Origin of the sequence: Methylocystis sp. IM3 (genome assembly GCF_038070105.1) — a bacterium.
Classification (GTDB): domain Bacteria; phylum Pseudomonadota; class Alphaproteobacteria; order Rhizobiales; family Beijerinckiaceae; genus Methylocystis.
The window spans coordinates 120,996-139,575 of the sequence record NZ_JBBPBZ010000001.1 but is presented as its reverse complement, the minus strand read 5'-3'; the positions used below and the strand labels follow the sequence as shown (position 1 = coordinate 139,575).

The following is an 18,580-nucleotide window of genomic DNA, read 5'->3' as shown; positions in this document are numbered from 1 at the left end:
CGCGCGGGCATGGCGCAGCGCTAGAATAGCCTCCCGCTGGCTTCTCTTCGTTGCAGCGATGTTCGCAAGCGCCTTGTTGGGTTCGTGGTTCCCCCAGATTTGGGCGCCGGCGCGATTCGTCTTTTCGCCAAGGACGGAAGTCCCTAAACCTGTTGAGCAAAAAACGCCCGAAACGATCATTCAGCTCACTGAGGACCAAATCTCCGCCGCCAAGATCGGCACAGCCCGTGCGGGCCCTGGCCTCATAAAGCGCCAAATTACTGTGCCCGCCGCCCTCATGCCAGAGCCAGACCATCTTACCCGCGTCGCCGCCAAGGTCTCGGGCGTCGTCGCCGAAATGCGCAAGAAGCTCGGCGATGAGGTCGCGAAGAACGAAACCATCGCTATCATTGATTCACGCGAGGTGGCGGACGCCAAGAGCGAGTATCTCGCGGCGCTCGCTGCTTACGAGTTACAGTCGCAACTCTTCCAGCGCGAGAAGGGGCTCTTCGAAAAGAAAATCACCGCCGAGCAGCTTTTCCTCAAGGCCAAGGCAGCCTTCACCGAGGCGAGGCTGCGTCTCGATCTTGCGCGTGGCAAGCTCGCCGCGCTGGATCTTTCCGAAGGAGAAATATCGGCGCTTTCTTCTCAACCCATTTCAAGGCTACGAGAGAAAGAAATTTACGCGCAAATCAAGGGGCGGGTCATTGAACGCCTAGGAAGCTTGGGTCAGCCCGTGACGAGCGAAAGCCAGCTGTATGTTCTGGCCGACCTCTCCGAGGTCGAGGCGGATCTTGCCGTCCCAATCGCGAATCTCGCTAGCGTGCGTGAAGGCCAGCCGGTCGTCTTGAGGACGACAAACGGTCAAAGCTTTCAAGGCAGGGTACGGGTCGTCAACGCGATGATCACGCCGGAGACGCGCACTGGCGATGTCATTGCAACCTTCAAAAATCCGGGATTCGCGCTTCGTCCTGGCGTCCTGCTCAACGCCGAGGTTACTCTCGAGCAAAGCCCGGTGAAAGTCCTAGTCCCGCGCGCCGCCATCCAGCTCGTTCACAATGAGCCGGTCGTTTTCGTCCGCGTGAAGAATGGCTTCGAGAAGCGCGTCGTGGAACTGGGCGACGGCGACGAGCGTTCGGTCGAGATCGTCAAGGGCATCAAGCCTGGCGAGACGATCGCCGTCGCCAATACTTTCGTGCTCAAGGCCGAAGCGGGCAAGAGCGAAATCCCCGAGGAGTGACGGCCGGACGCCATGATGCAGCGGATCATCGCCTTTTCGGTTCATAGCCGCTGGCTGGTCGTATTGCTGGTCGCGCTCGTCGGCGCGTTCGGGCTTTATGCGCTCGCCCACCTGCCGATCGATGCCGTCCCCGACATCACCAATAACCAGGTGCAGATCAACGCCCGCGCGCCGGCGCTCTCCACTTTCGAGATAGAGAAGCAGGTCACCTATCCGATTGAGAATGCCCTCGCCGGCATTCCGGGTCTGGAATATACACGCTCGCTATCACGCAACGGCTTCGCTCAAATCACAGCGGTCTTCGCCGACAGCGTCGATATCTATTTTGCGCGCCAGCAGGTGAATGAGCGCATTGGCCAAGCGCGCGAGGATTTTCCGCCGCAGGTCGAATTGCGAATGGGCCCCGTCGCCACGGGCCTTTCAGAAATCTACATGTGGAGCGTGCGCTTCACGGAGCCGCATAAGCTCGCTTCCCCCGGCGAGCCCGGCTGGCAGAAGGATGGCGCCTATCTCACGCCCGAAGGCATGCCGCTGCGCACGTCCGTCGAGCAGGAGTCTTACCTTCGAACGGCGCAGGACTGGATCATCCGCCCGCAGCTGCGCACCGTGCCGGGCGTCGCGGGCGTCGATTCGCTCGGCGGCTATGTGCGTCAATATCATGTCCAGCCGGACCCGGCAAAACTCATGTCGCTCGGGTTTTCCTTCGGAGATCTCGCGGCGACGATCCAGAAGAACAATGTCAGCCGCGGCGCCGGCTATGTGGAGCGCAACGGCGAGGGCCTCGTCGTTCGCAGCGGAGGACGTCTGGAGACCGTGGAGGACATCGGCAATGTCGTCGCGACGACGCGCAATGGCGTGCCGGTGCGGGTGCAAGAGATCGCCTCCGTGTCGATCGGCAAGGAATTGCGCACCGGTTCCGCCAGCATGAATGGCGAGGAGGCCGTCATCGGCACGGCGCTCATGCTGATTGGCGCTAACAGCCGCACGGTTTCCGCCGCCGTCGATGAGAAGTTGAAGCTTGTCACGAAATCTTTGCCGCCGGGGATCGAGGTAAAGGCCATTTTGAACCGCACAGTGCTCGTCGAAGCGACGATCAAAACGGTTGCTAAAAACCTCTTAGAGGGCGCCGGCCTCGTGATCCTCGTGCTCTTTGTCATGCTCGGCAATTTTAGGGCGGCGGTGGTGACGGCCACGGTCATTCCGGTGACCATGCTTTTTCTCGCCATCGGGATGTATGTCTTCAGGATCAGCGCAAACTTGATGAGTCTCGGCGCGCTCGACTTTGGCCTCATCGCCGACGGGGCTATCATCGTCGCCGAAAACAGCCTGCGCCGCCTCTCCGAGCGCCAGCACGCCGCTGGACGCCAGCTCACCACCGAAGAACGACTTGAAACGGTAATTGACGCGGCCGTCGAGATGCGGCGCCCGACCGTTTATGGTCAGTCGATCATCATCCTTGTCTATCTGCCGATCCTGAGTTTCTCCGGGGTCGAAGGGAAGATGTTTCACCCCATGGCGATGACGGTCATTATCGCGCTTCTCTCCGAATTCCTGCTCTCGCTCACTTTCTTCCCGGCGATGATCGCGCTTTTCGTCTCGGGCCACGGGGATGAAGAAGAAAACGCCATCGTGAGGTGGCTCAAACGTATTTACGAGCCGGTGCTGCGCTGGGCGATGGACGGGCCGGTCAAGGTGATAGCGATCGGCGTCGGCACTTTCGTCGTTGCCGCGCTTCTTTATCTCGGTCTGGGGCAGGAGTTCATCCCTACTCTCGACGAAAAGAACATTTCCATGCAGGCGCTTCGAATTCCGAGCACGTCGCTGACCCAATCCCAGGCGATGCAGCTCGATCTGGAGGATGCGATCCGCAAACTGCCGGAAGTAGATTACGTCTTCTCGAAGACCGGCACGGCCGAGATTGCGACGGACCCCATGCCGCCCTATGCCTCAGACACGTTCATCATGCTAAAGCCGCAGGAAAAATGGCCTGACCCAAGTCTTCCAAAAGAAGATCTGGTGAAGGCGATTGAGGAGCGCGTCGACCAAATTCCTGGCAACACCTATGAATTTTCTCAGCCGATCCAACTGCGCTTCAACGAACTTCTGGCCGGCGTACGTGGCGACCTTGCAATAAAGGTCTTCGGCGAAGACTTCGATGTCCTGTTGAAAGCGGCGAACCATATCGCTGACATTTTGCGCTCAACGCCTGGAGCAGAGGACGTCAAGGTCGAACAGGTTGAAGGCCTGCCGGTCTTGGACATCAAGGTGGATAAGGGCGCTATCGCGCGCTACGGCCTCAGCTTAGCGGCTGTGCAAGATACGATCGGCGCCGCCGTCGGCGGCGAAGCCGCAGGCATGATCTACGAGGGCGACCGTCGCTTCCCGATCATCGTGCGCCTGCGGGATAACCTTAGGGAAAATGCCAATGCATTAGAGACCATTCCCGTCTCCCTGCCGCCGGACGCGCAAGGTCGCGTCTCCACAGTACAGCTCAAGCAGGTCGCAGGCTTCGCAGAAGCCGAAGGCCAGAACCAAGTTTCGCGCGAGAATGGCAAGCGCCGCATCGTGGTCAGCGCCAATGTGCGCGGGCGCGACATCGCCTCCGTCGTCAATGAGGCGCACGGCAAGGTCGACGCCAAGGTGCGAATACCCGCCGGCTACTGGATCGAATGGGGCGGGCAGTTCGAAAATCTCGCGGCGGCGCGCGCGCGGCTGATGATCGTCGTTCCCATCTGCTTCTTCATGATCTTCCTCCTGCTCTATTCGGCGCTGGGCTCGGCGCGCGACGCGGCTCTCGTCTTCACCGCCGTGCCGTTGGCGCTCGTCGGCGGCGTGCTGGCGCTGTGGCTGCGCGGAATGCCCATGTCGGTGTCCGCGGCAGTGGGATTCATCGCGCTGTCCGGCGTCGCCGTGCTGAACGGCCTCGTCATGCGCACCTATATCCATCAGCTCATGGTGAGCGGCGTGCCTGAGCGGGAGGCGATTTTCAAAGGCGCCATGACGCGTCTGCGTCCGGTGGTGATGACGGCGCTCGTCGCTTCGCTCGGCTTCGTGCCCATGGCGCTCGCGACGTCGACCGGCGCCGAGGTGCAGCGTCCGATCGCCACCGTGGTGATCGGCGGCCTGATCAGCGCGACGCTGTTGACGCTCATCGTGCTGCCGGCGCTTTACGCCTTCTTCGGCGAGGATCAGACGAGGCTCAAGGCGGCGCGGGAAAGGGAGGCCCTTTGAGACGCGCGCGCGTCGCCCTTGTTGTGGCCTTTTGCGCTTTCGCGCCCGGCCTTCGCGCCGAGACGCTGAATGGCGCATTGCTGTGCGCCTATAACAACAGCCCGGTCATCAATGCGGGTCGCGCCGGCGTCCGCGCGCTCGACGAGAAAGTCCCGCAGGCGCTCTCCGGCATGCGGCCGCGCGCCAACGCCGGCGCCTTTCTCGGCGTGCAGGAAAACCGGATGGTCACAAAGCAGCAAGACATTCCTTTGACCGATTCGACGCTGCAGGGGCCGGTCAAGAGCATTCAGAGCGGCGGCAGCGTTCCGCGCTCCGCCAATCTCAACATCGAGCAACCGGTCTTCGACGGCTTCAAGACCCAGAACGCCGCACGCATGGCGGAAACGGGCGTGTTCGCAGGCCGCGAGCGGCTGCGGCTCACCGAGCAGCGCGTGCTGTTCAACGCGGTCTCGGCCTATATGAATGTCCTGCGCGACACGGCGGCGCTCCGCCTTCAGGAGAACAATGTCGCGGTGCTCGCCGAGCAATTGCGCCAGACGCGCGAGCGCTATGTCGCGGGGCAGATCACCCTGACGGACATCGCGCAGTCGGAAGCCCGGCTCGCCGCGGGGCAATCGCTGGTCGGCCAGGCCCGCGCGACCCTCGACGCGTCGATCGGCGCCTATCGTCAGACAATCGGCGACGAGCCGAGAAAGCTTGCCCCGGGCGCGGCGGTAGATCGCCTGATCCCGAAGACGCGCGAGGAGGTCGAGCGGATCGCGCAGGCGGAGCATCCCGTCATCCTCGCCGCGCTGCACGACGCCGACGCCGCCGATCTCGACATCAAGGTGATCGAGGCGGATTTCATGCCGAAATTCTCCATCGTCGGCAGCGCCTTCACGCAGACGGACGTCGCCGGGATCTATAACCGCAACATCGGCGCCTATGTCGGTGGGCGCCTCAACGTGCCGCTCTACGAAGGCGGCCTCACCTCGTCACAGGTGCGGGAGGCGAAGGAAGTCGCCGGACAGCGGCGGCTCGACGCCGACGTCGCCCGCGCCGACGTCATAGCGCTGGTGCGCGCCAATTGGGGCGCCTTGCAGTCCGCCAAAACCCAGATCGGCGCCGCGCAGACCCAGATCGCCGCCGCCGAGCGCGCCCTTTATGGCGTCCGTGAGGAGGCCAAGGCGGGTCAGCGCACGACGCTCGACATTCTCAACGCCCAGCAGGAGTTGCTCAACGCCCGCATTAGCCTGCTGTTCGCGCAGCGTGAACGCGTCGTCGCCTCTTACGCTGTGCTCTCCGCCATGGGGCGGCTGTCGACCGAAACGCTCGGCCTCGGCGAGGCATTTTATGACCCAGCCATTCATTTCGATCAGGTCAAGGACCTCTGGGGCGGGATGGAGACGCCGAATTAGCTTTGACAGGCTCATCGAAATGCAACCGGTTGGAATTCGCGGAATGGAGGAACCCGTTGCGTATCGAAGAATCAACCGGCCTGCAGGAGCGTGCGCAAACTGGCGCATTTTTGCGATTTGGCGCAACGTGCCAGCTTGGGCTAGGTTGGCGCCAAGCCATCAACCTGACCTCGCCCTTGGCGGCGTACTCTAACGCCTCGTTATGGTAAAAAAAATCGGGCAACAAGGCTTACCCAATGGCGGCTGCTCCAACGCGGATTGCTTTCTTGCACTTGGCCCCGACTCCGGGCGCTTTGGAGCAAAATCGGCAACTTGTCGAGACCGCGTTGGCGGCCGCGGCCGATGCGGGCGCAGAATGGGTTATTACGCCAGAACTCGTGACAACTGGATATGAGTTTGCCGAGCACTTAGGCACTGACTGGATCGAGAGCCAGCCAGACCATTGGGTTCAAGGCATAGCCGCGTTGGCCCTCCGACGTCGCCTCACCGTGTTTCTGTCTGTTCCCGAGCGTGTCGGGGAAAAACTGTATAACAGTATGATTGCCATCGACCGGAGAGGCCGGATTGCCGGGCGTCACAGGAAGATCAACGCCTTGCGTGTGGGTGCGGAGTCCTGGTCCACACCAGGTGAAACCATTTCCCCTGTTGACATCGACGGATTTGGCTTTGTCGGCATGCTTATATGCGCCGACGCGTTCACGCCGGTCATCGCGGCCTCCCTTGCAGATCAGGAGGCGCGTGCACTGGTGTCGTCCGCCGCCTGGGGGCCTGGGCTTCATGGTCCGAATGGAGAATGGGAGGCAGTCAGTCAGGCGACATCGCTGCCCGTTTTCGTTTGCAACCGCACCGGCCAAGAACGCCATCTAGACTTCACGATCGCACAAAGCGTCGTCGCAAATCGCGGGAGACGAGTCGTAAGTTTTACGGCGCCGCGAAACGCTATCTTTTGGGTCGATTGGAGCTTCGAAGGAAATCAGCTTGTTCGGTATTCTCAGATAACTCCGCTTCCATAACGCTCAGCGAATTACTGTAAATAGCAAAAACGTGCTTACCTTCCAAGGGCGCCGCAAAAGCCTGCGCCAAGTGCATCGCCTCCACTGTCATGCAATTGGGCAGGTTTGTTCACTGACAAAGTCGCACGATCCACCTGCCCGCCCCGTCGCGCTGATGCGAAAATGCAACGCTTCAGGACTGCTCGAGGCGCGCTCTACAAAACGGCTTGACTAAACCGGCCGGCTTCGGCCTTTATAGGCCAGATGGTTCCCTTCGGGGATCAAAAGGGAACTCGGTGCGCGCTGCATAGCGCTATGCCGAGGCTGCCCCCGCAACTGTAAGCGGCGAGCCTTAGAGCCAAAAAGCCACTGGGAAAACCTTCCTGGGAAGGCGGTTCAAGGCGACGACCCGCGAGCCAGGAGACCTGCCATCAATCGTGGTCACGCGCGAAAGCGTCGGGCGGGGTGCACCGAGGCGGTCAAAACTGTCGCTGAGCGTCAAAACGCAAAGCGACAGGGATAGACTTTTCGCAGTGACGGCCCACGTTGCTGCGAGTCTTGGCTCATGAAGTCCCTTCTCCCGACAACCGCCAAAGGCGGCGTTTGCGCCGCCGTGCGGCGCAATTCGCCCCTCTTGCCCTACGTTCTTTCTGCGGCCTTCTCGTCGCCAGCTCTCGCCCAAGAAACGCTTCCGGTAATCGAGATTGGCGCGCCGAAGCCGAGCTTCGGCCGCGCCTCCGGCGCGCCCGGAACGGGACAGCCTCTTGCCGGCCAACAGGCGGAAGCGGACGGCGACGGCACAGAAATCGACCCTGGCAACAATGGGCAAATCTGCGCCGACGGGGTTTGCAACAATCCCACCTCCTACGCCGCGCCGATCGAGTCGCTCGGGACCAAGGTCAATACGCCGGTGATGAACACGCCAGTCACCACGAAAATGGTCACGCGGCAGATGCTCGAGGACCAGCAGGCCATCACGCTGGACCAGGCGCTGAAGAACGTCAGCGGCGTCGCCGTCTCGGGCGGCGGCGACGCGGCGCTAGGAAATTCCTTCCGACAGATCATCCTGCGCGGCTTCGCAACGCAGAACTATTTCCGCGACGGTTTCCGGGTCGACAGCTTCGGCCTCAACTTCACCGGCTCCAGCACCGCTGAGATGGCCAATGTGGAGAGCGTCGAGGTGCTGAAAGGCCCCGCCGCCATCCTCTACGGCGCGGTGGAGCCCGGCGGCATCGTCAACATCAACACGAAGCAGCCATTGGCGAAGCCCGCCGCCTCCGTGCAGCAGCAAATGGGCAGCTACGCCTCCTATCGGACGGTCGTCGACGCCACGGGGCCGGTGACCGCCAACAAGGACGTGCTCTACCGCTTCATCATGTCCTATGAGAACGACGGGTCGTTCCGCGCTTTCGACTACAACAAAAATATCATGATCAACCCGGTCGTCAGATGGAACATCGACGACGGCAGCTGGATCAGAGCGTCCACTCAGTTTCAGCAGAACAATCTGAATCAGGACTGGTTTTATGTGCCCTATTACGGGATGTTCTCCCCTCTATGGCTCGGGCGCAGTTTCAACTGGGGGCCCAACTCGCCTTACACTCAGCAGCAGAACTTCAGCGAGCTGACGTGGCATCACGACTTCGACAAGGACTGGTCGATACAGCAAACCTTGTTCATGCAACTGTTGCATAGCAATTGGCAGAACAACGGCGGGACCACCTCTATCACCGATTGCGTGACTCCGGGCGCCTACTCTTTTGGCGGCTTCTCGCTGTGCGGATTCAACGGCGCCTTCACCCCGGTATCCCAACCAAACAGTGTCATTCTGAACTATAGTTCTTTTCCGTCTGACAATAGACAGGCGGAATATGCGACGACAATCAACCTCGTCGGTCATTTCAACACCGGGGAATATCTCAACCATACGCTGTTGTCGGGGGCAGACTACTACCGGTATAACTTCAGGGGCCTGAATATGCTCCCGCAAAACTACGGGGCGGTTGGCCTGTTCGGCGCGCCGTATTTCCCGACCCCCATCGGCGGGCTTGTTCCCTACAACGCCACCCAGCAAACCGCCGACAATTACGGCGTTTATCTGCAGGACCAGATCAAACTGCCCTTCGGCTTTCACGTGCTCGGCGGCGCCCGCTGGCAATATATCGACAGCAGAACCGGCGCCTCCGACAACACGCATTTCTGCGGGCCTTTTTCGTCCAATTGGTTTTCGGGAATTGCGATTCCATGTAACTTCAACACGCTCGGCAACACGTCGAGGTTCGTCAGCCAGAGGGTCACGCCGCGCGTCGGGCTGTTGTGGCGGCCGCTCGAATGGATCAGCTTCTACGGAAATTACGCCGAATCGTACAGCCCGAACTATGACGGCAAGCTGGTCTACGGCTCGAACGACCCGACGCCCCCGAGCGCCGGCGAGCAGGAGGAAGGCGGAATCAAGCTTTCCCTGTTCGATAACAGGGTTCAGGCCACGGCGGCCTATTACCATTTGGTCAAGACCAATATTCCGATCGGGATCCCCAATGATTTCAACCACGTGCTGCTCATAGGCCAAGGGCGCTCGCAGGGCCCGGAACTCGACATCCAAGGTGAGCTTCTGCCCGGCTGGAGCGTCAATCTCGCCTACGCAAACACCGACGCAATCACCACCAAGTCAAATCCAACTTACCTCGGGGTGCCGGTTGTGGGACAGCCGATCCCCTTCGTTCCGCGCAATGTCGGCTCCCTGTCTTCGGCCTATGAATTCAGGGACGGCCAGATGAAGGGTCTGCGCGTGGGGGCGCGCTACGATTACACCGGCTATCTTCCTTTCTTTCATACCGCCAATGATGGATCCTATATTTATGGGAAATCCACGCCGAGCTATGGAATCGTCGGCCTCTTCGGGGCCTATGAGTTCAACCTCGACCGATTCAAGGTCGTCGCACAGCTCAATGTGAGCAATCTCCTCGACAAGACCTATTTCGTCACCGGCGGCTTGGGTCCTCAGGCCTTCGACGCCTCCCATCCTGGCGGCTTCGCTGTGCCCTTTACCAATCCAGTCCAGGTGGGGTGGAACATGCCTGGGTACAATTTTAACGTGATCGGCGCCCCGCGGACGTTCCGTGGGTCGATCAAGGTGTCGTTTTGAGCCGCGCGCCGTCATGCATCCTCGAGGAGCGCGCAATGCGCCTCCTCGGAAATAGGGGTTCTGCTCCGTCGACGAAGAGAAAGTGAACGCCATGTCAGAGGTTGCCGAATATGCGCCGACACGAATGGTCGAGCCCGATGGAACGCCGCTCGACGTGTTCTCGCTGCCCACAGACCCGGCGAGCCTCGAGGAGCTTCTCCGCGATCTCTTCGAGAACCATTGGCGGGAGATCACCTTCGGCATCCTCATTCAGGGCGCCGCTTGGGAGATGAAGACCGATCGCCCGCCGACGCGCATCGGAATGCTCGACGGCTATCTGACGGTGGCTTTTGGCGTTCCGCATTTTCACATCTGCATCGGCGAGAACAAAGGCCCGCGCAGCCGGCCGACGCCCCCGGACGTGGCGCGTCATCGGCGCACGGCGCGGGCGGAGATTTATCGCCGGATCGGGCGCTCCTGCGTGCCGATGTCATGGGGAGTCCAGCTCTTCAACGGCGCGAACGAGCAGCAGCTCACCGTGCTCCTGCCCAACCCGTTCCTGCATCCGGAGACCGACAAGTTCCTGAAGGAGCCCGATTGGTCGCGTCTCGCGTTGTGGGACAAGCTTCGGGCGCGATGGTTCGGCCTTACCAACCCCGACCCGGTCGACCGTTCAGGGCGCCGCTTCGCGCATGCCTGATTGTCGCAAACATTTCCCGGCGGCTGTTCCGAGCAGCGACCGCCGGTCTTCTTCCTTCTCGTCAAACTAACTATACTGGAGACGAGCGGAGCCGATGGCCCAAGAGGTTTCAGCCATCTTCAATTTACGGAGACCTAATATGACCGCGATTAATCTGGGTTTCACGCACTCGGCATCCTCTCCTTCGCGCACCGCGATCGGCATGGGCGCGTTGACCATCGCAAGCGTTCTGACGACAGTAGGCTTTGCCTGCGCGGTTCCGCTCGCGGCGTTCGCTGCGATCGCAGCCATGTCGTTCGGCCGCCGCGAAGCCTTAGCGGCAGTCGGCGCAGTATGGCTCGCCAATCAGGCGTGGGGCTTCACCTTTATGCACTACCCGATGGATGGCAAGACTTTCGCCTGGGGCGGGGCGCTTGGGATGATCGCCGCGCTTTCGTGCGAGGCCGCCGGACTGGCGACGCGGCGGTTCGCAGGGGCCGTTGGCGCTTTCGTTGCGTTTTTGGCAGCCTTTCTGGTCTATGAGGGCTCGCTCATCGCAATCGATCTTGCCGTCGGTATCAGCGCCGATGACGTCGCGCTGGCGACCGTCGCGCGGATTTTTCTCATTAATGCCTGCGCCTTCGGCGGTCTCTGGGCCCTGAAAACAGTCCTCACGAATGCAACGTCTCGGCGCAAGTTGTCGGCGACACTCGCGCCGCGCCACATCTGAAGGCGCTTCGCGGAGCGCCCGGCTTCCAGCCTGCGCTCCGCAGGATTGCTTGAAATGTGGATCCTGTATGACTCAGTTGCTGCCATTTCGTCTCGATCTGGAGCCCCCCTTCCTCATCGTCAGGTTTGAAAACACGCAAAGAACCTTGGGATGGTCGATCACCAAGCCTGGCTTTTGCTGCACCCGAGAAGTTGTTTGGCTGGAAGTTCGCAACGCGGATCTCACGCCCCATGTCGATCCTGTGGAGTTCTTGAAGAAGAAATTAGCGTCACGCGGCCTTTCTGATGCTGCGGCCTTCATGACTTCTCGGGAGATAGGCCGTCATCATATTTCCCAATCAAGAATCGGTTCGGTCATCGCAACATGTTTGGCGACGGTCGGTCTGACCAATGGGGAAAGAATCGGCACGCGTCGAGGTCAAAAGGTTCTTTTGCCTGGCACGATCAATACGCTTGTACACGTCTCGCATTCGCTCTCGGCCGGCGCCTTCGTCGAATCCGTCTCCATTGCGACGCAAGCGCGAACGGCGGCGGTCATGGAGACGAACCCTGATCGGGGCGGACCAGCCATTACCGGCACAGGGACGGACTGCATTCTCGTCGCGGCGCCAGAAGGCAATCAGCTTGAATCGTGCGCGGGTCTCCACACCGATCTCGGCGAGGCCATCGGCGCGGCTGTGTATGATGCGACGTATGCCGGCGCGATGGAGTGGAACGCGGAAAATCGCGAGGATGGTCCTAACTCGAAAACTTCGGAAGGGGCGCTATGACCGTAAAGTTTTACAGCGCGTCGCTATCAGGCTGCGGGCGACGGATCCCGCGCCGCGAGGCCGCCCGCGCGGTTCAATCGCGAGAGTGCCGAATCCACCTAAAGGCTCTAGAACTGCCAGCCCTCTCCTTTCAGATACTCCGGCGCTCGAACAGCCGGATCGCGTCAGTCGCCTATTTGGAGGCGGCGGCTGAACTGCCAACACGATTCCCCGACTATCTGGCACGCGCATGAAATGGCCTTTGGTTTCGGCGGCGCCGTCGTCGCCGGCTTTTTAGGTGCGCCGCTCGCCGGCCTCGTCGCCCTTTGGCTTCTAGGTCGAATCGCCGGCTTGTTCTCGAGAAGTGAACCCGCGCTTGTCGCCGCAGCGTTCGATCTTGTTTTCCCGGCGGTCTTTATCTTCGTTGTCGCTCGATCGCTGCCGGGCGCCGCGACGCCGCTTTCGCAATTGGATGACCGATTTTTGGCGGGCATGGCGCATGAGCTAGAGCACCGCTTCCGTATCCGACATGCGACGATTCAGATCGAAACCCGAGACGGCGAATGCCGTCTTGCGCCTGCTCATGTCGTATGAAGGAGCGCAAGGTCGTGTGGGCTGTGGTAAGTTCAAGGATGGATGCGCTTACGCTCTTTGGTCTCTTCGCCGTTTCTGCAATGCTTGTGTGCTACGCGCTCGAAGACCACAGCCATTGGTTCGTACTGCTCTTTGCTTTGTCGTGTGCTCTCGGCTCCGCCTATGGGTTCCTGCAAGGAGCTTGGCCCTTCGGTCTGGTTGAAGCCGTCTGGTCGCTCGTCGCTCTAAGGCGATGGCTTATGGTGCGAAAATTTTGATTTTTGCATCCAGTTACTTTGGCACGGCGAAGCCTAAGGTGCTTTTCGCCGCCCGCCCCCTCTTCGGCCGCGATTGACTCCCTTGGGGTTCACTAGATGGCGGCCGCGCATCAAAAAGCACATCAATGACCGCGCACTCGGGAGCTCGTTCCCCACTGCACTGCGCGGCCATTTCCGCCATCACCCGCTTGAGCCGTTTTAAGTCGGTGATCTTGCGGCGAATCTCCGCCAGATGATTGAGCGTCAGCGCCTGAACTTCCGCGCATGTGTAGGCGTCCCCGTCAACAAGACGGAGCAGCCCGCGAATTTCGTCAAGGCTGAAACCAAGTTGCCGGCTACGTCGCACGAAGCTCAGCCGCTTGAGATGGTCAGCGCCATAAAGGCGATAGCCGCCCGCGCTGCGGCCGGGCGCGGGCATGACGCCGATTTTCTCATAGTAACGGATGGTCTCGATGTTCACGCCGCTCCGCTTTGACAATTCGCCGATCGAGAAGCCTGTCGCTTTCATCGCCGCCGGCCCTCCTGAATGGGGAAAAAAGCTCCTTGACCCTGTAGCGGCTACAGGCCGCAGAGTGAGGATAGGAGAACTCGGGAGCCGAAACAACGCATGTTTCGAGCAGCTCTCCAGTCTGGCAAGGAGGACGTTGCGATGTGTGACGGGGAGGGTCTTGGTCTCATCCAAATGGCGATGACGCCGGTTGGGTTTGCGGTGACAGCGGCGGTCGCCGGCGCGCTGTTTCTTTTTGCGCGCTGGGTCATGGCCGATTGAAAGAGGAACCTATGTCTGAACAATCACACGGTAAGGCTCTGATCGCCGGCGGTGTCGCCGCGATCCTCGCCTCGGCCTGCTGCCTTGGGCCGCTCCTGTTGGTGAGCCTCGGATTCAGCGGCGCATGGCTCGGCAATTTCAAAGCGTTCGAGCCGTTCCGGCCATTGTTCCTCAGCGCGGGGTTCGTTGCGCTGTTCTTAGCTTGGCGACGAATCTACCGCCCGACTATCGACTGTAAGCCGGGAGAGGTCTGCGCCATGACGGAAGTGAGGTCGGCCTACAAGCTGATCTTCTGGGGCGTATCCGCGCTCGTCGGCGGGGCAACGATTTTCCCTTACGTACTGCCGCTGTTCTACTGAAAGAGGACTCCCGATCATGATAAAACTCGCCACAGCCGTCACCTTGGCGGTCGTCCTCAGCGCGCCAGCCTATGCCGCGACGAAGACCGTCACCTTGTTGGTGTCCGGCATGACCTGCGCCGCTTGCCCGATCACCGTCAAGAAGGCGCTGAGCAAGGTCGACGGCGTCGGAGCAATCGAGGTGAGCTACGAGAAAAAAGAAGCCGTCGTGACTTACGACGACACGAAAACAACCGTCGAGGCGCTCACCAAGGCGACCGAGGGAGCCGGCTACCCTTCGGAACTGAAGAACTGAGTCATGGATCAACGACCCTCATTCAAGACAGCGTTCGCCGACTCGATTGCCGTCGCTGCAAGCCATGCCACGCCGTTTTTCGCGCGCGTCCGTAGCGCCATTGGGCAGCGACTTGGCGCTGGCGAAACCCGCGCCACACATGAGCCGAAGCATAAAAACAGTGTGGTTCTGCAAATCGCCGGCATGACGTGCGGCGGCTGCGCGAGTCACGTCGAAAAGGCGCTGCTGAAAGTCCCTGGCGTCCGTGAGGCGAACGTGTCCTACGCCGAAGAGACAGCGCGGGTCAGTGGCGATGAGCCGCTCGATGCGGCGGCGTTTTCCGCCGCTGTGCAGGCCTCCGGCTATCAAGCCGTGGTCGCAAAACACGCCCGCGCCGCCACCCCTCCAGAGGGGCGCTCCGGTAATAATCTCGACAAAGAAGCCAAGCCGGAGCGCCGGGGGCTGCTATTACAGGTGGCGATCATCGGCAGCGGCGGAGCGGCCATGGCGGCGGCGCTGCGTGCTGCCGAAGACGGCGCGCGCGTCACGCTGATCGAGCGCGGCACAATTGGCGGCACCTGCGTCAATGTCGGCTGCGTGCCTTCCAAGATCATGATCCGCGCGGCCCATATCGCGCACCTGCGCCGGGAGAGCCCGTTTGACGAAGGCATTGGGGCGAGCAAGCCAGCGATTAAGCGGGAGAAACTGCTTGCCCAACAACAGGCGCGCGTCGATGAACTGCGCCACGCCAAATACGAGAGTATTCTGGAAGGCAATACCGCCATCACCGTCCTGTGCGGCGTGGCAAGGTTCAAAGACGATCGCGGCTTGATTGTTCAGCTGAACGAAGGCGGCGAAAGTGAAGTCAGATTCGACCGCTGCCTGATCGCCACGGGCGCGAGTCCAGCGGTGCCGCCCATCCCCGGATTGAACGAGACGCCCTATTGGACTTCCACCGAGGCGCTTGAAAGCGACACGATACCGGAGCGGCTGGCCGTCATCGGTTCATCGGTCGTGGCCGTCGAACTGGCGCAAGCCTTCGCCCGACTGGGCAGCAAAGTGACGATCCTTGCCCGCAGCACCCTGTTCTTCCGCGAAGACCCGGCGATCGGCGAGGCCGTCACGGCCGCCTTCCGGGCGGAGGGCATCGAGGTGCTGGAGCACACGCAAGCGAGCAACGTGGCCTATTCGGACTGCGAATTCGTGCTCGCCACGGGGGACGGCGAAATCCGCGCCGATAAGCTCCTCATCGCCACGGGCCGTGCATCCAATACGCGCGGGCTGGCGCTGGAGGCTGCCGGCGTCGCCGTCAATGCACAAGGGGCCATCATCATTGACGAGCACATGCGCACCGGCGCGGCGCATATTTATGCCGCCGGGGACTGCACTGACCAGCCGCAGTTCGTTTATGTCGCGGCGGCGGCCGGCACGCGCGCGGCGATCAATATGGTCGGCGGCAATGCAGCCCTCGATCTAACCGCCATGCCAGCCGTGGTGTTCACCGACCCGCAGGTCGCCACTGTTGGCTACAGCGAGGCGGAAGCGCACCACGCCGGCATTGAGACCGACAGCCGCACACTGGCGCTCGACAATGTGCCGCGTGCGCTAGCGAACTTCGACACGCGCGGCTTCATCAAGCTTGTCGCCGAAGCAGGTTCGGGACGGCTCATTGGCGTGCAGGCGGTCGCGCCGGACGCGGGCGAACTTATCCAGACGGCGGCGATCGCCCTCCGGGCGCGCATGACCGTGCAGGAATTAGCGGATCAACTGTTCCCCTACCTGACGATGGTCGAGGGACTGAAGCTCGCGGCGCAGACCTTCAGCAAGGACGTGAAACAACTGTCCTGTTGCGCGGGGTGATCAGATGAAAGAACGCGCCGCACCCTGTTATAACGGCGATACCTCCGGCCGGCGTCCGCTGAATCACCCGGCAGCGCTCGGCGCGACTGATTGTCGGCGTTGCCCGGCTGTCATTAGTGCCGGCGTTGCCGAGCGTTGCTTAGATCATGCTCGCCCTCTTCGCAAGCTGGCTCGGCGCGACGCACGTCCTTGCGGGGGCGACGGCTTATCTTGGCTGCCCGGAACTCGGCGCAGTTCTCAGACTTTGCTCGGCCGCTGGGTAAGGGTTGGCTGCACCCCTAGGCGGTGGTTAGATGCGAGATTGGGCCTTGAGGCGGAATGATCGCTGCAGACGCAGACGCAGACGCAGACGCAGACGCAGACGCAGACGCAGACGATCTATGACTTGGAAAGCGACAGTCACACAAGTAGCCATTGTGGAGCAGCGCAAAGGTCCGCCGATCGTTTATGAGCCGGCCTTCGTCACCCGCAAGCCGGCTATCGCGGAGTGGACTTTAGCACGCTCACTGCGGGTTAATGTGGCAATCGCCGATAGGAGGTCGTACCCTATGAAACCGCTACCAATTATTTGGCAGAGACTCGTGAGTTCCGAAGGTAAGACGTGCGATCGGTGTGGCGCTACGTATCAAGAATTGGAACGCGCAATCGCAAAGCTCAAACAATCGCTTCCTCCATTGGGCGTTGAGCCAAGTCTTGAGATAAGGGAGCTAGACGAAAAGTCGTTCAAGGCCAACCCCTCGGAGTCGAACCGCATCTGGATTGAGTTAGGGTCCCGGGCTCATAGAACCTGATAACGCTCTGCTTAACTACGGCAAATGCCCTCTCATGGCTTGAGCAGTGCCTGCTACGATATGCGCTTCTCCTGGCTGCGCATATTCCTCCGCTTTGCCGCCGGTGTCTCCCGGCATGCGGCGGCCAGCCCATCACGCGGTCATCAGTGATCCCGCCTACGCGATCATCGACCGCCTCGTGCATAACGGCCACCGCATCGAACTCGCTGGCGAAAGCCTGCGACGCAGGCGCGGTAAACAGGCGGGAATCGGCTTGACCCAAATCGTGAGCAGATGAGAGAAAATCAGCAGCCGACTGGCACCGGCGCCGGGCGGCATCATTCTACAATCCAAGGGTGGCATCATCCCGTTACAGACGGGCGCCTTCGTCGGAATCGGCACAGGCTGAAGCTCTGACCTGCCATGCAACGAAAGACTGAGAATGATGGAAACTATGCCCACCCTCTTCATCGGACACGGCAGTCCAATGAACACGCTTGAGGATAATGGCTATACGCGGGCATGGCGCAGGCTTGGACGGGCTCTGCCCCGACCGCGCGCGCTGCTGGTAGTATCGGCGCACTGGTTCATCGCAGCAACCGCCGTGACGGCGATGGCCCGGCCTCGCACGATCCACGACTTCTACGGCTTTCCTGATAAACTGTTTGCCTTCGACTACCCCGCACCCGGCCTGCCAGAACTGGCCGGCGAAGTGGCCGAGGCGGTCAAGCCGCTTTGGGTCGGCGCCGACCGTGACCAATGTGGCCTCGATCACGGCACGTGGAGCGTGCTGGCACACCTGTTCCCGAAAGCCGACGTGCCAGTTGTCCAGTTGTCGATTAATGCGCTCAAGCCGCTCGATTATCACCTTGACCTTGCGATCAGGCTAAACAAACTGCGGAAACACGGCGTGCTGATCATCTCAAGTGGCAATGTCGTGCACAACCTCCGGCGTATCGAATGGAGCCGCCCGGATGCCGGCGCTGATTGGGCGCGCCGCTTTGACGATAGGGTGGTGCAGCAAATGACCGAGGCGCCCGCTGACATTCTCGCGGCGACAGAACATCCCGATTACGACATGGCCGTCCCCACGCTCGATCATTTTATTCCGCTGCTCTATACGGCGGGGCTTGCTGCGGCCGACCTGGACGCCAAGGCCTTGTTGCGAGGCTATACGATGGGGTCGTTGTCGATGACCTGCTACGGCGTGGGCATGGAAGGGATCGACTGCGAAGCCGGCGATGGCGCGGCGCTGCGGCCCGATGGTGTACCGCCCGATCAAACAAACATCTAACCAGGCAATACGGCCTGCCTGCGGTGGGAAGCCGGCAAACAGCTTCCAAAAGAGAGGTTCACAGCAAAGTGGAAGTCGCTTTCCACGGGTAGTATCTTGCGAGATCGGGCGCACAACGGCGCTGGCCTTCGCGGGGTGCGGGCGCCGCCGCGGTAATCGGCGATGGTAATCCGCGCGCCGAAGGCACGGCGGCAAGATTGTCGCGGTGGCAAGGCCGTGTTCCAAAACACCACGCAGCCGACAGCGCGCAGGCCAAAACGCTGGTCTACAGGGCCGTTTGGGA

Annotated in this window: 16 protein-coding genes and 1 riboswitch; of the genes, 15 read left to right on the top strand and 1 reads right to left on the bottom strand. The window is 61.1% G+C overall.

The features are described 5' to 3' along the window. Positions 1-58 precede the first annotated feature (58 nt). The 10 genes from WOC76_RS00685 to WOC76_RS00640 all read left to right on the top strand — a co-directional run bounded on the left by WOC76_RS00685 (position 59) and on the right by WOC76_RS00640 (position 12,971). Positions 59-1,219: an efflux RND transporter periplasmic adaptor subunit gene (locus WOC76_RS00685; protein ID WP_341103034.1), complete on the top strand. Its 1,161-nt coding sequence runs from the start codon at positions 59-61 to the stop codon at positions 1,217-1,219. A gap of 12 nt (positions 1,220-1,231) precedes the next feature. Further along, entirely contained in the window at positions 1,232-4,450 is a 3,219-nt protein-coding gene (locus WOC76_RS00680) for an efflux RND transporter permease subunit (protein ID WP_341390059.1), read from the top strand. Then, complete coding sequence (locus WOC76_RS00675; protein ID WP_341102735.1) at positions 4,447-5,847, top strand: TolC family outer membrane protein; 1,401 nt, start codon at positions 4,447-4,449, stop codon at positions 5,845-5,847. The genes WOC76_RS00680 and WOC76_RS00675 overlap by 4 nt, the downstream gene beginning before the upstream one ends. Before the next feature lie 236 nt (positions 5,848-6,083). Then, positions 6,084-6,860: a carbon-nitrogen hydrolase family protein gene (locus WOC76_RS00670; RefSeq protein ID WP_341102734.1), complete on the top strand. Its 777-nt coding sequence runs from the start codon at positions 6,084-6,086 to the stop codon at positions 6,858-6,860. A gap of 227 nt (positions 6,861-7,087) precedes the next feature. Further along, a riboswitch (cobalamin riboswitch) is annotated at positions 7,088-7,286 on the top strand. 118 nt (positions 7,287-7,404) lie between these two features. Continuing rightward, positions 7,405-9,984: a TonB-dependent siderophore receptor gene (locus WOC76_RS00665; protein WP_341102731.1), complete on the top strand. Its 2,580-nt coding sequence runs from the start codon at positions 7,405-7,407 to the stop codon at positions 9,982-9,984. A 91-nt stretch (positions 9,985-10,075) separates the two neighbouring features. Further along, positions 10,076-10,663, top strand: a complete 588-nt coding sequence (locus WOC76_RS00660) for a DUF7676 family protein (protein WP_341103032.1) — start codon at positions 10,076-10,078, stop codon at positions 10,661-10,663. A 139-nt stretch (positions 10,664-10,802) separates the two neighbouring features. Next, a complete protein-coding gene (locus WOC76_RS00655; RefSeq protein WP_341431223.1) occupies positions 10,803-11,372 on the top strand; it encodes a hypothetical protein in 570 nt (189 codons plus the stop codon). 67 nt (positions 11,373-11,439) lie between these two features. Further along, complete coding sequence (locus WOC76_RS00650) at positions 11,440-12,141, top strand: adenosylcobinamide amidohydrolase (RefSeq protein ID WP_341102727.1); 702 nt, start codon at positions 11,440-11,442, stop codon at positions 12,139-12,141. Positions 12,142-12,375: 234 nt separating this feature from the next. After that, complete coding sequence (locus WOC76_RS00645; protein ID WP_341102726.1) at positions 12,376-12,714, top strand: hypothetical protein; 339 nt, start codon at positions 12,376-12,378, stop codon at positions 12,712-12,714. Between the two features lie 38 nt (positions 12,715-12,752). Then, complete coding sequence (locus tag WOC76_RS00640) at positions 12,753-12,971, top strand: hypothetical protein (RefSeq protein WP_341103030.1); 219 nt, start codon at positions 12,753-12,755, stop codon at positions 12,969-12,971. Between the two features lie 13 nt (positions 12,972-12,984). Here the strand turns inward: WOC76_RS00640 and WOC76_RS00635 are convergent, their stop codons facing one another. Next, the gene (locus tag WOC76_RS00635) at positions 12,985-13,479 is read right to left on the bottom strand and encodes a MerR family transcriptional regulator (RefSeq protein ID WP_341390065.1); all 495 of its coding nucleotides are present in this window, start codon (positions 13,477-13,479) and stop codon (positions 12,985-12,987) included. 272 nt (positions 13,480-13,751) lie between these two features. Between WOC76_RS00635 and merT the strand changes: the two genes are divergently transcribed. From merT to ygiD, 5 genes are all read left to right on the top strand, one after another. Beyond that, a complete protein-coding gene (gene merT, locus WOC76_RS00630; RefSeq protein ID WP_341102722.1) occupies positions 13,752-14,099 on the top strand; it encodes a mercuric ion transporter MerT in 348 nt (115 codons plus the stop codon). A 16-nt stretch (positions 14,100-14,115) separates the two neighbouring features. Then, positions 14,116-14,394, top strand: a complete 279-nt coding sequence (merP, locus tag WOC76_RS00625; protein ID WP_341102720.1) for a mercury resistance system periplasmic binding protein MerP — start codon at positions 14,116-14,118, stop codon at positions 14,392-14,394. Positions 14,395-14,397: 3 nt separating this feature from the next. Continuing rightward, a complete protein-coding gene (merA, locus tag WOC76_RS00620) occupies positions 14,398-16,233 on the top strand; it encodes a mercury(II) reductase (protein ID WP_445730568.1) in 1,836 nt (611 codons plus the stop codon). Positions 16,234-16,526: 293 nt separating this feature from the next. Further along, on the top strand, positions 16,527-17,024 hold the full coding sequence (locus WOC76_RS24165; RefSeq protein WP_445928446.1) for a DUF2703 domain-containing protein: 498 nt from the start codon (positions 16,527-16,529) through the stop codon (positions 17,022-17,024). A gap of 421 nt (positions 17,025-17,445) precedes the next feature. Further along, entirely contained in the window at positions 17,446-18,297 is an 852-nt protein-coding gene (gene ygiD / locus WOC76_RS00615; RefSeq protein WP_341102718.1) for a 4,5-DOPA-extradiol-dioxygenase, read from the top strand. Positions 18,298-18,580: the final 283 nt, after the last annotated feature.

Coding starts and splice junctions, on each gene's coding strand:
- WOC76_RS00685 (WP_341103034.1), top strand. CDS start 59: ATGTTCGCAAGCGCCTTGTTGGGTTCGTGGTTCCCCCAGATTTGGGCG.
- WOC76_RS00680 (WP_341390059.1), top strand. CDS start 1,232: ATGATGCAGCGGATCATCGCCTTTTCGGTTCATAGCCGCTGGCTGGTC.
- WOC76_RS00670 (WP_341102734.1), top strand. CDS start 6,084: ATGGCGGCTGCTCCAACGCGGATTGCTTTCTTGCACTTGGCCCCGACT.
- WOC76_RS00665 (WP_341102731.1), top strand. CDS start 7,405: ATGAAGTCCCTTCTCCCGACAACCGCCAAAGGCGGCGTTTGCGCCGCC.
- WOC76_RS00660 (WP_341103032.1), top strand. CDS start 10,076: ATGTCAGAGGTTGCCGAATATGCGCCGACACGAATGGTCGAGCCCGAT.
- WOC76_RS00655 (WP_341431223.1), top strand. CDS start 10,803: ATGACCGCGATTAATCTGGGTTTCACGCACTCGGCATCCTCTCCTTCG.
- WOC76_RS00650 (WP_341102727.1), top strand. CDS start 11,440: ATGACTCAGTTGCTGCCATTTCGTCTCGATCTGGAGCCCCCCTTCCTC.
- WOC76_RS00645 (WP_341102726.1), top strand. CDS start 12,376: ATGGCCTTTGGTTTCGGCGGCGCCGTCGTCGCCGGCTTTTTAGGTGCG.
- WOC76_RS00640 (WP_341103030.1), top strand. CDS start 12,753: ATGGATGCGCTTACGCTCTTTGGTCTCTTCGCCGTTTCTGCAATGCTT.
- WOC76_RS00635 (WP_341390065.1), bottom strand. CDS start 13,479: ATGAAAGCGACAGGCTTCTCGATCGGCGAATTGTCAAAGCGGAGCGGC.
- merT (WP_341102722.1), top strand. CDS start 13,752: ATGTCTGAACAATCACACGGTAAGGCTCTGATCGCCGGCGGTGTCGCC.
- merP (WP_341102720.1), top strand. CDS start 14,116: ATGATAAAACTCGCCACAGCCGTCACCTTGGCGGTCGTCCTCAGCGCG.
- merA (WP_445730568.1), top strand. CDS start 14,398: ATGGATCAACGACCCTCATTCAAGACAGCGTTCGCCGACTCGATTGCC.
- WOC76_RS24165 (WP_445928446.1), top strand. CDS start 16,527: ATGCGAGATTGGGCCTTGAGGCGGAATGATCGCTGCAGACGCAGACGC.
- ygiD (WP_341102718.1), top strand. CDS start 17,446: ATGATGGAAACTATGCCCACCCTCTTCATCGGACACGGCAGTCCAATG.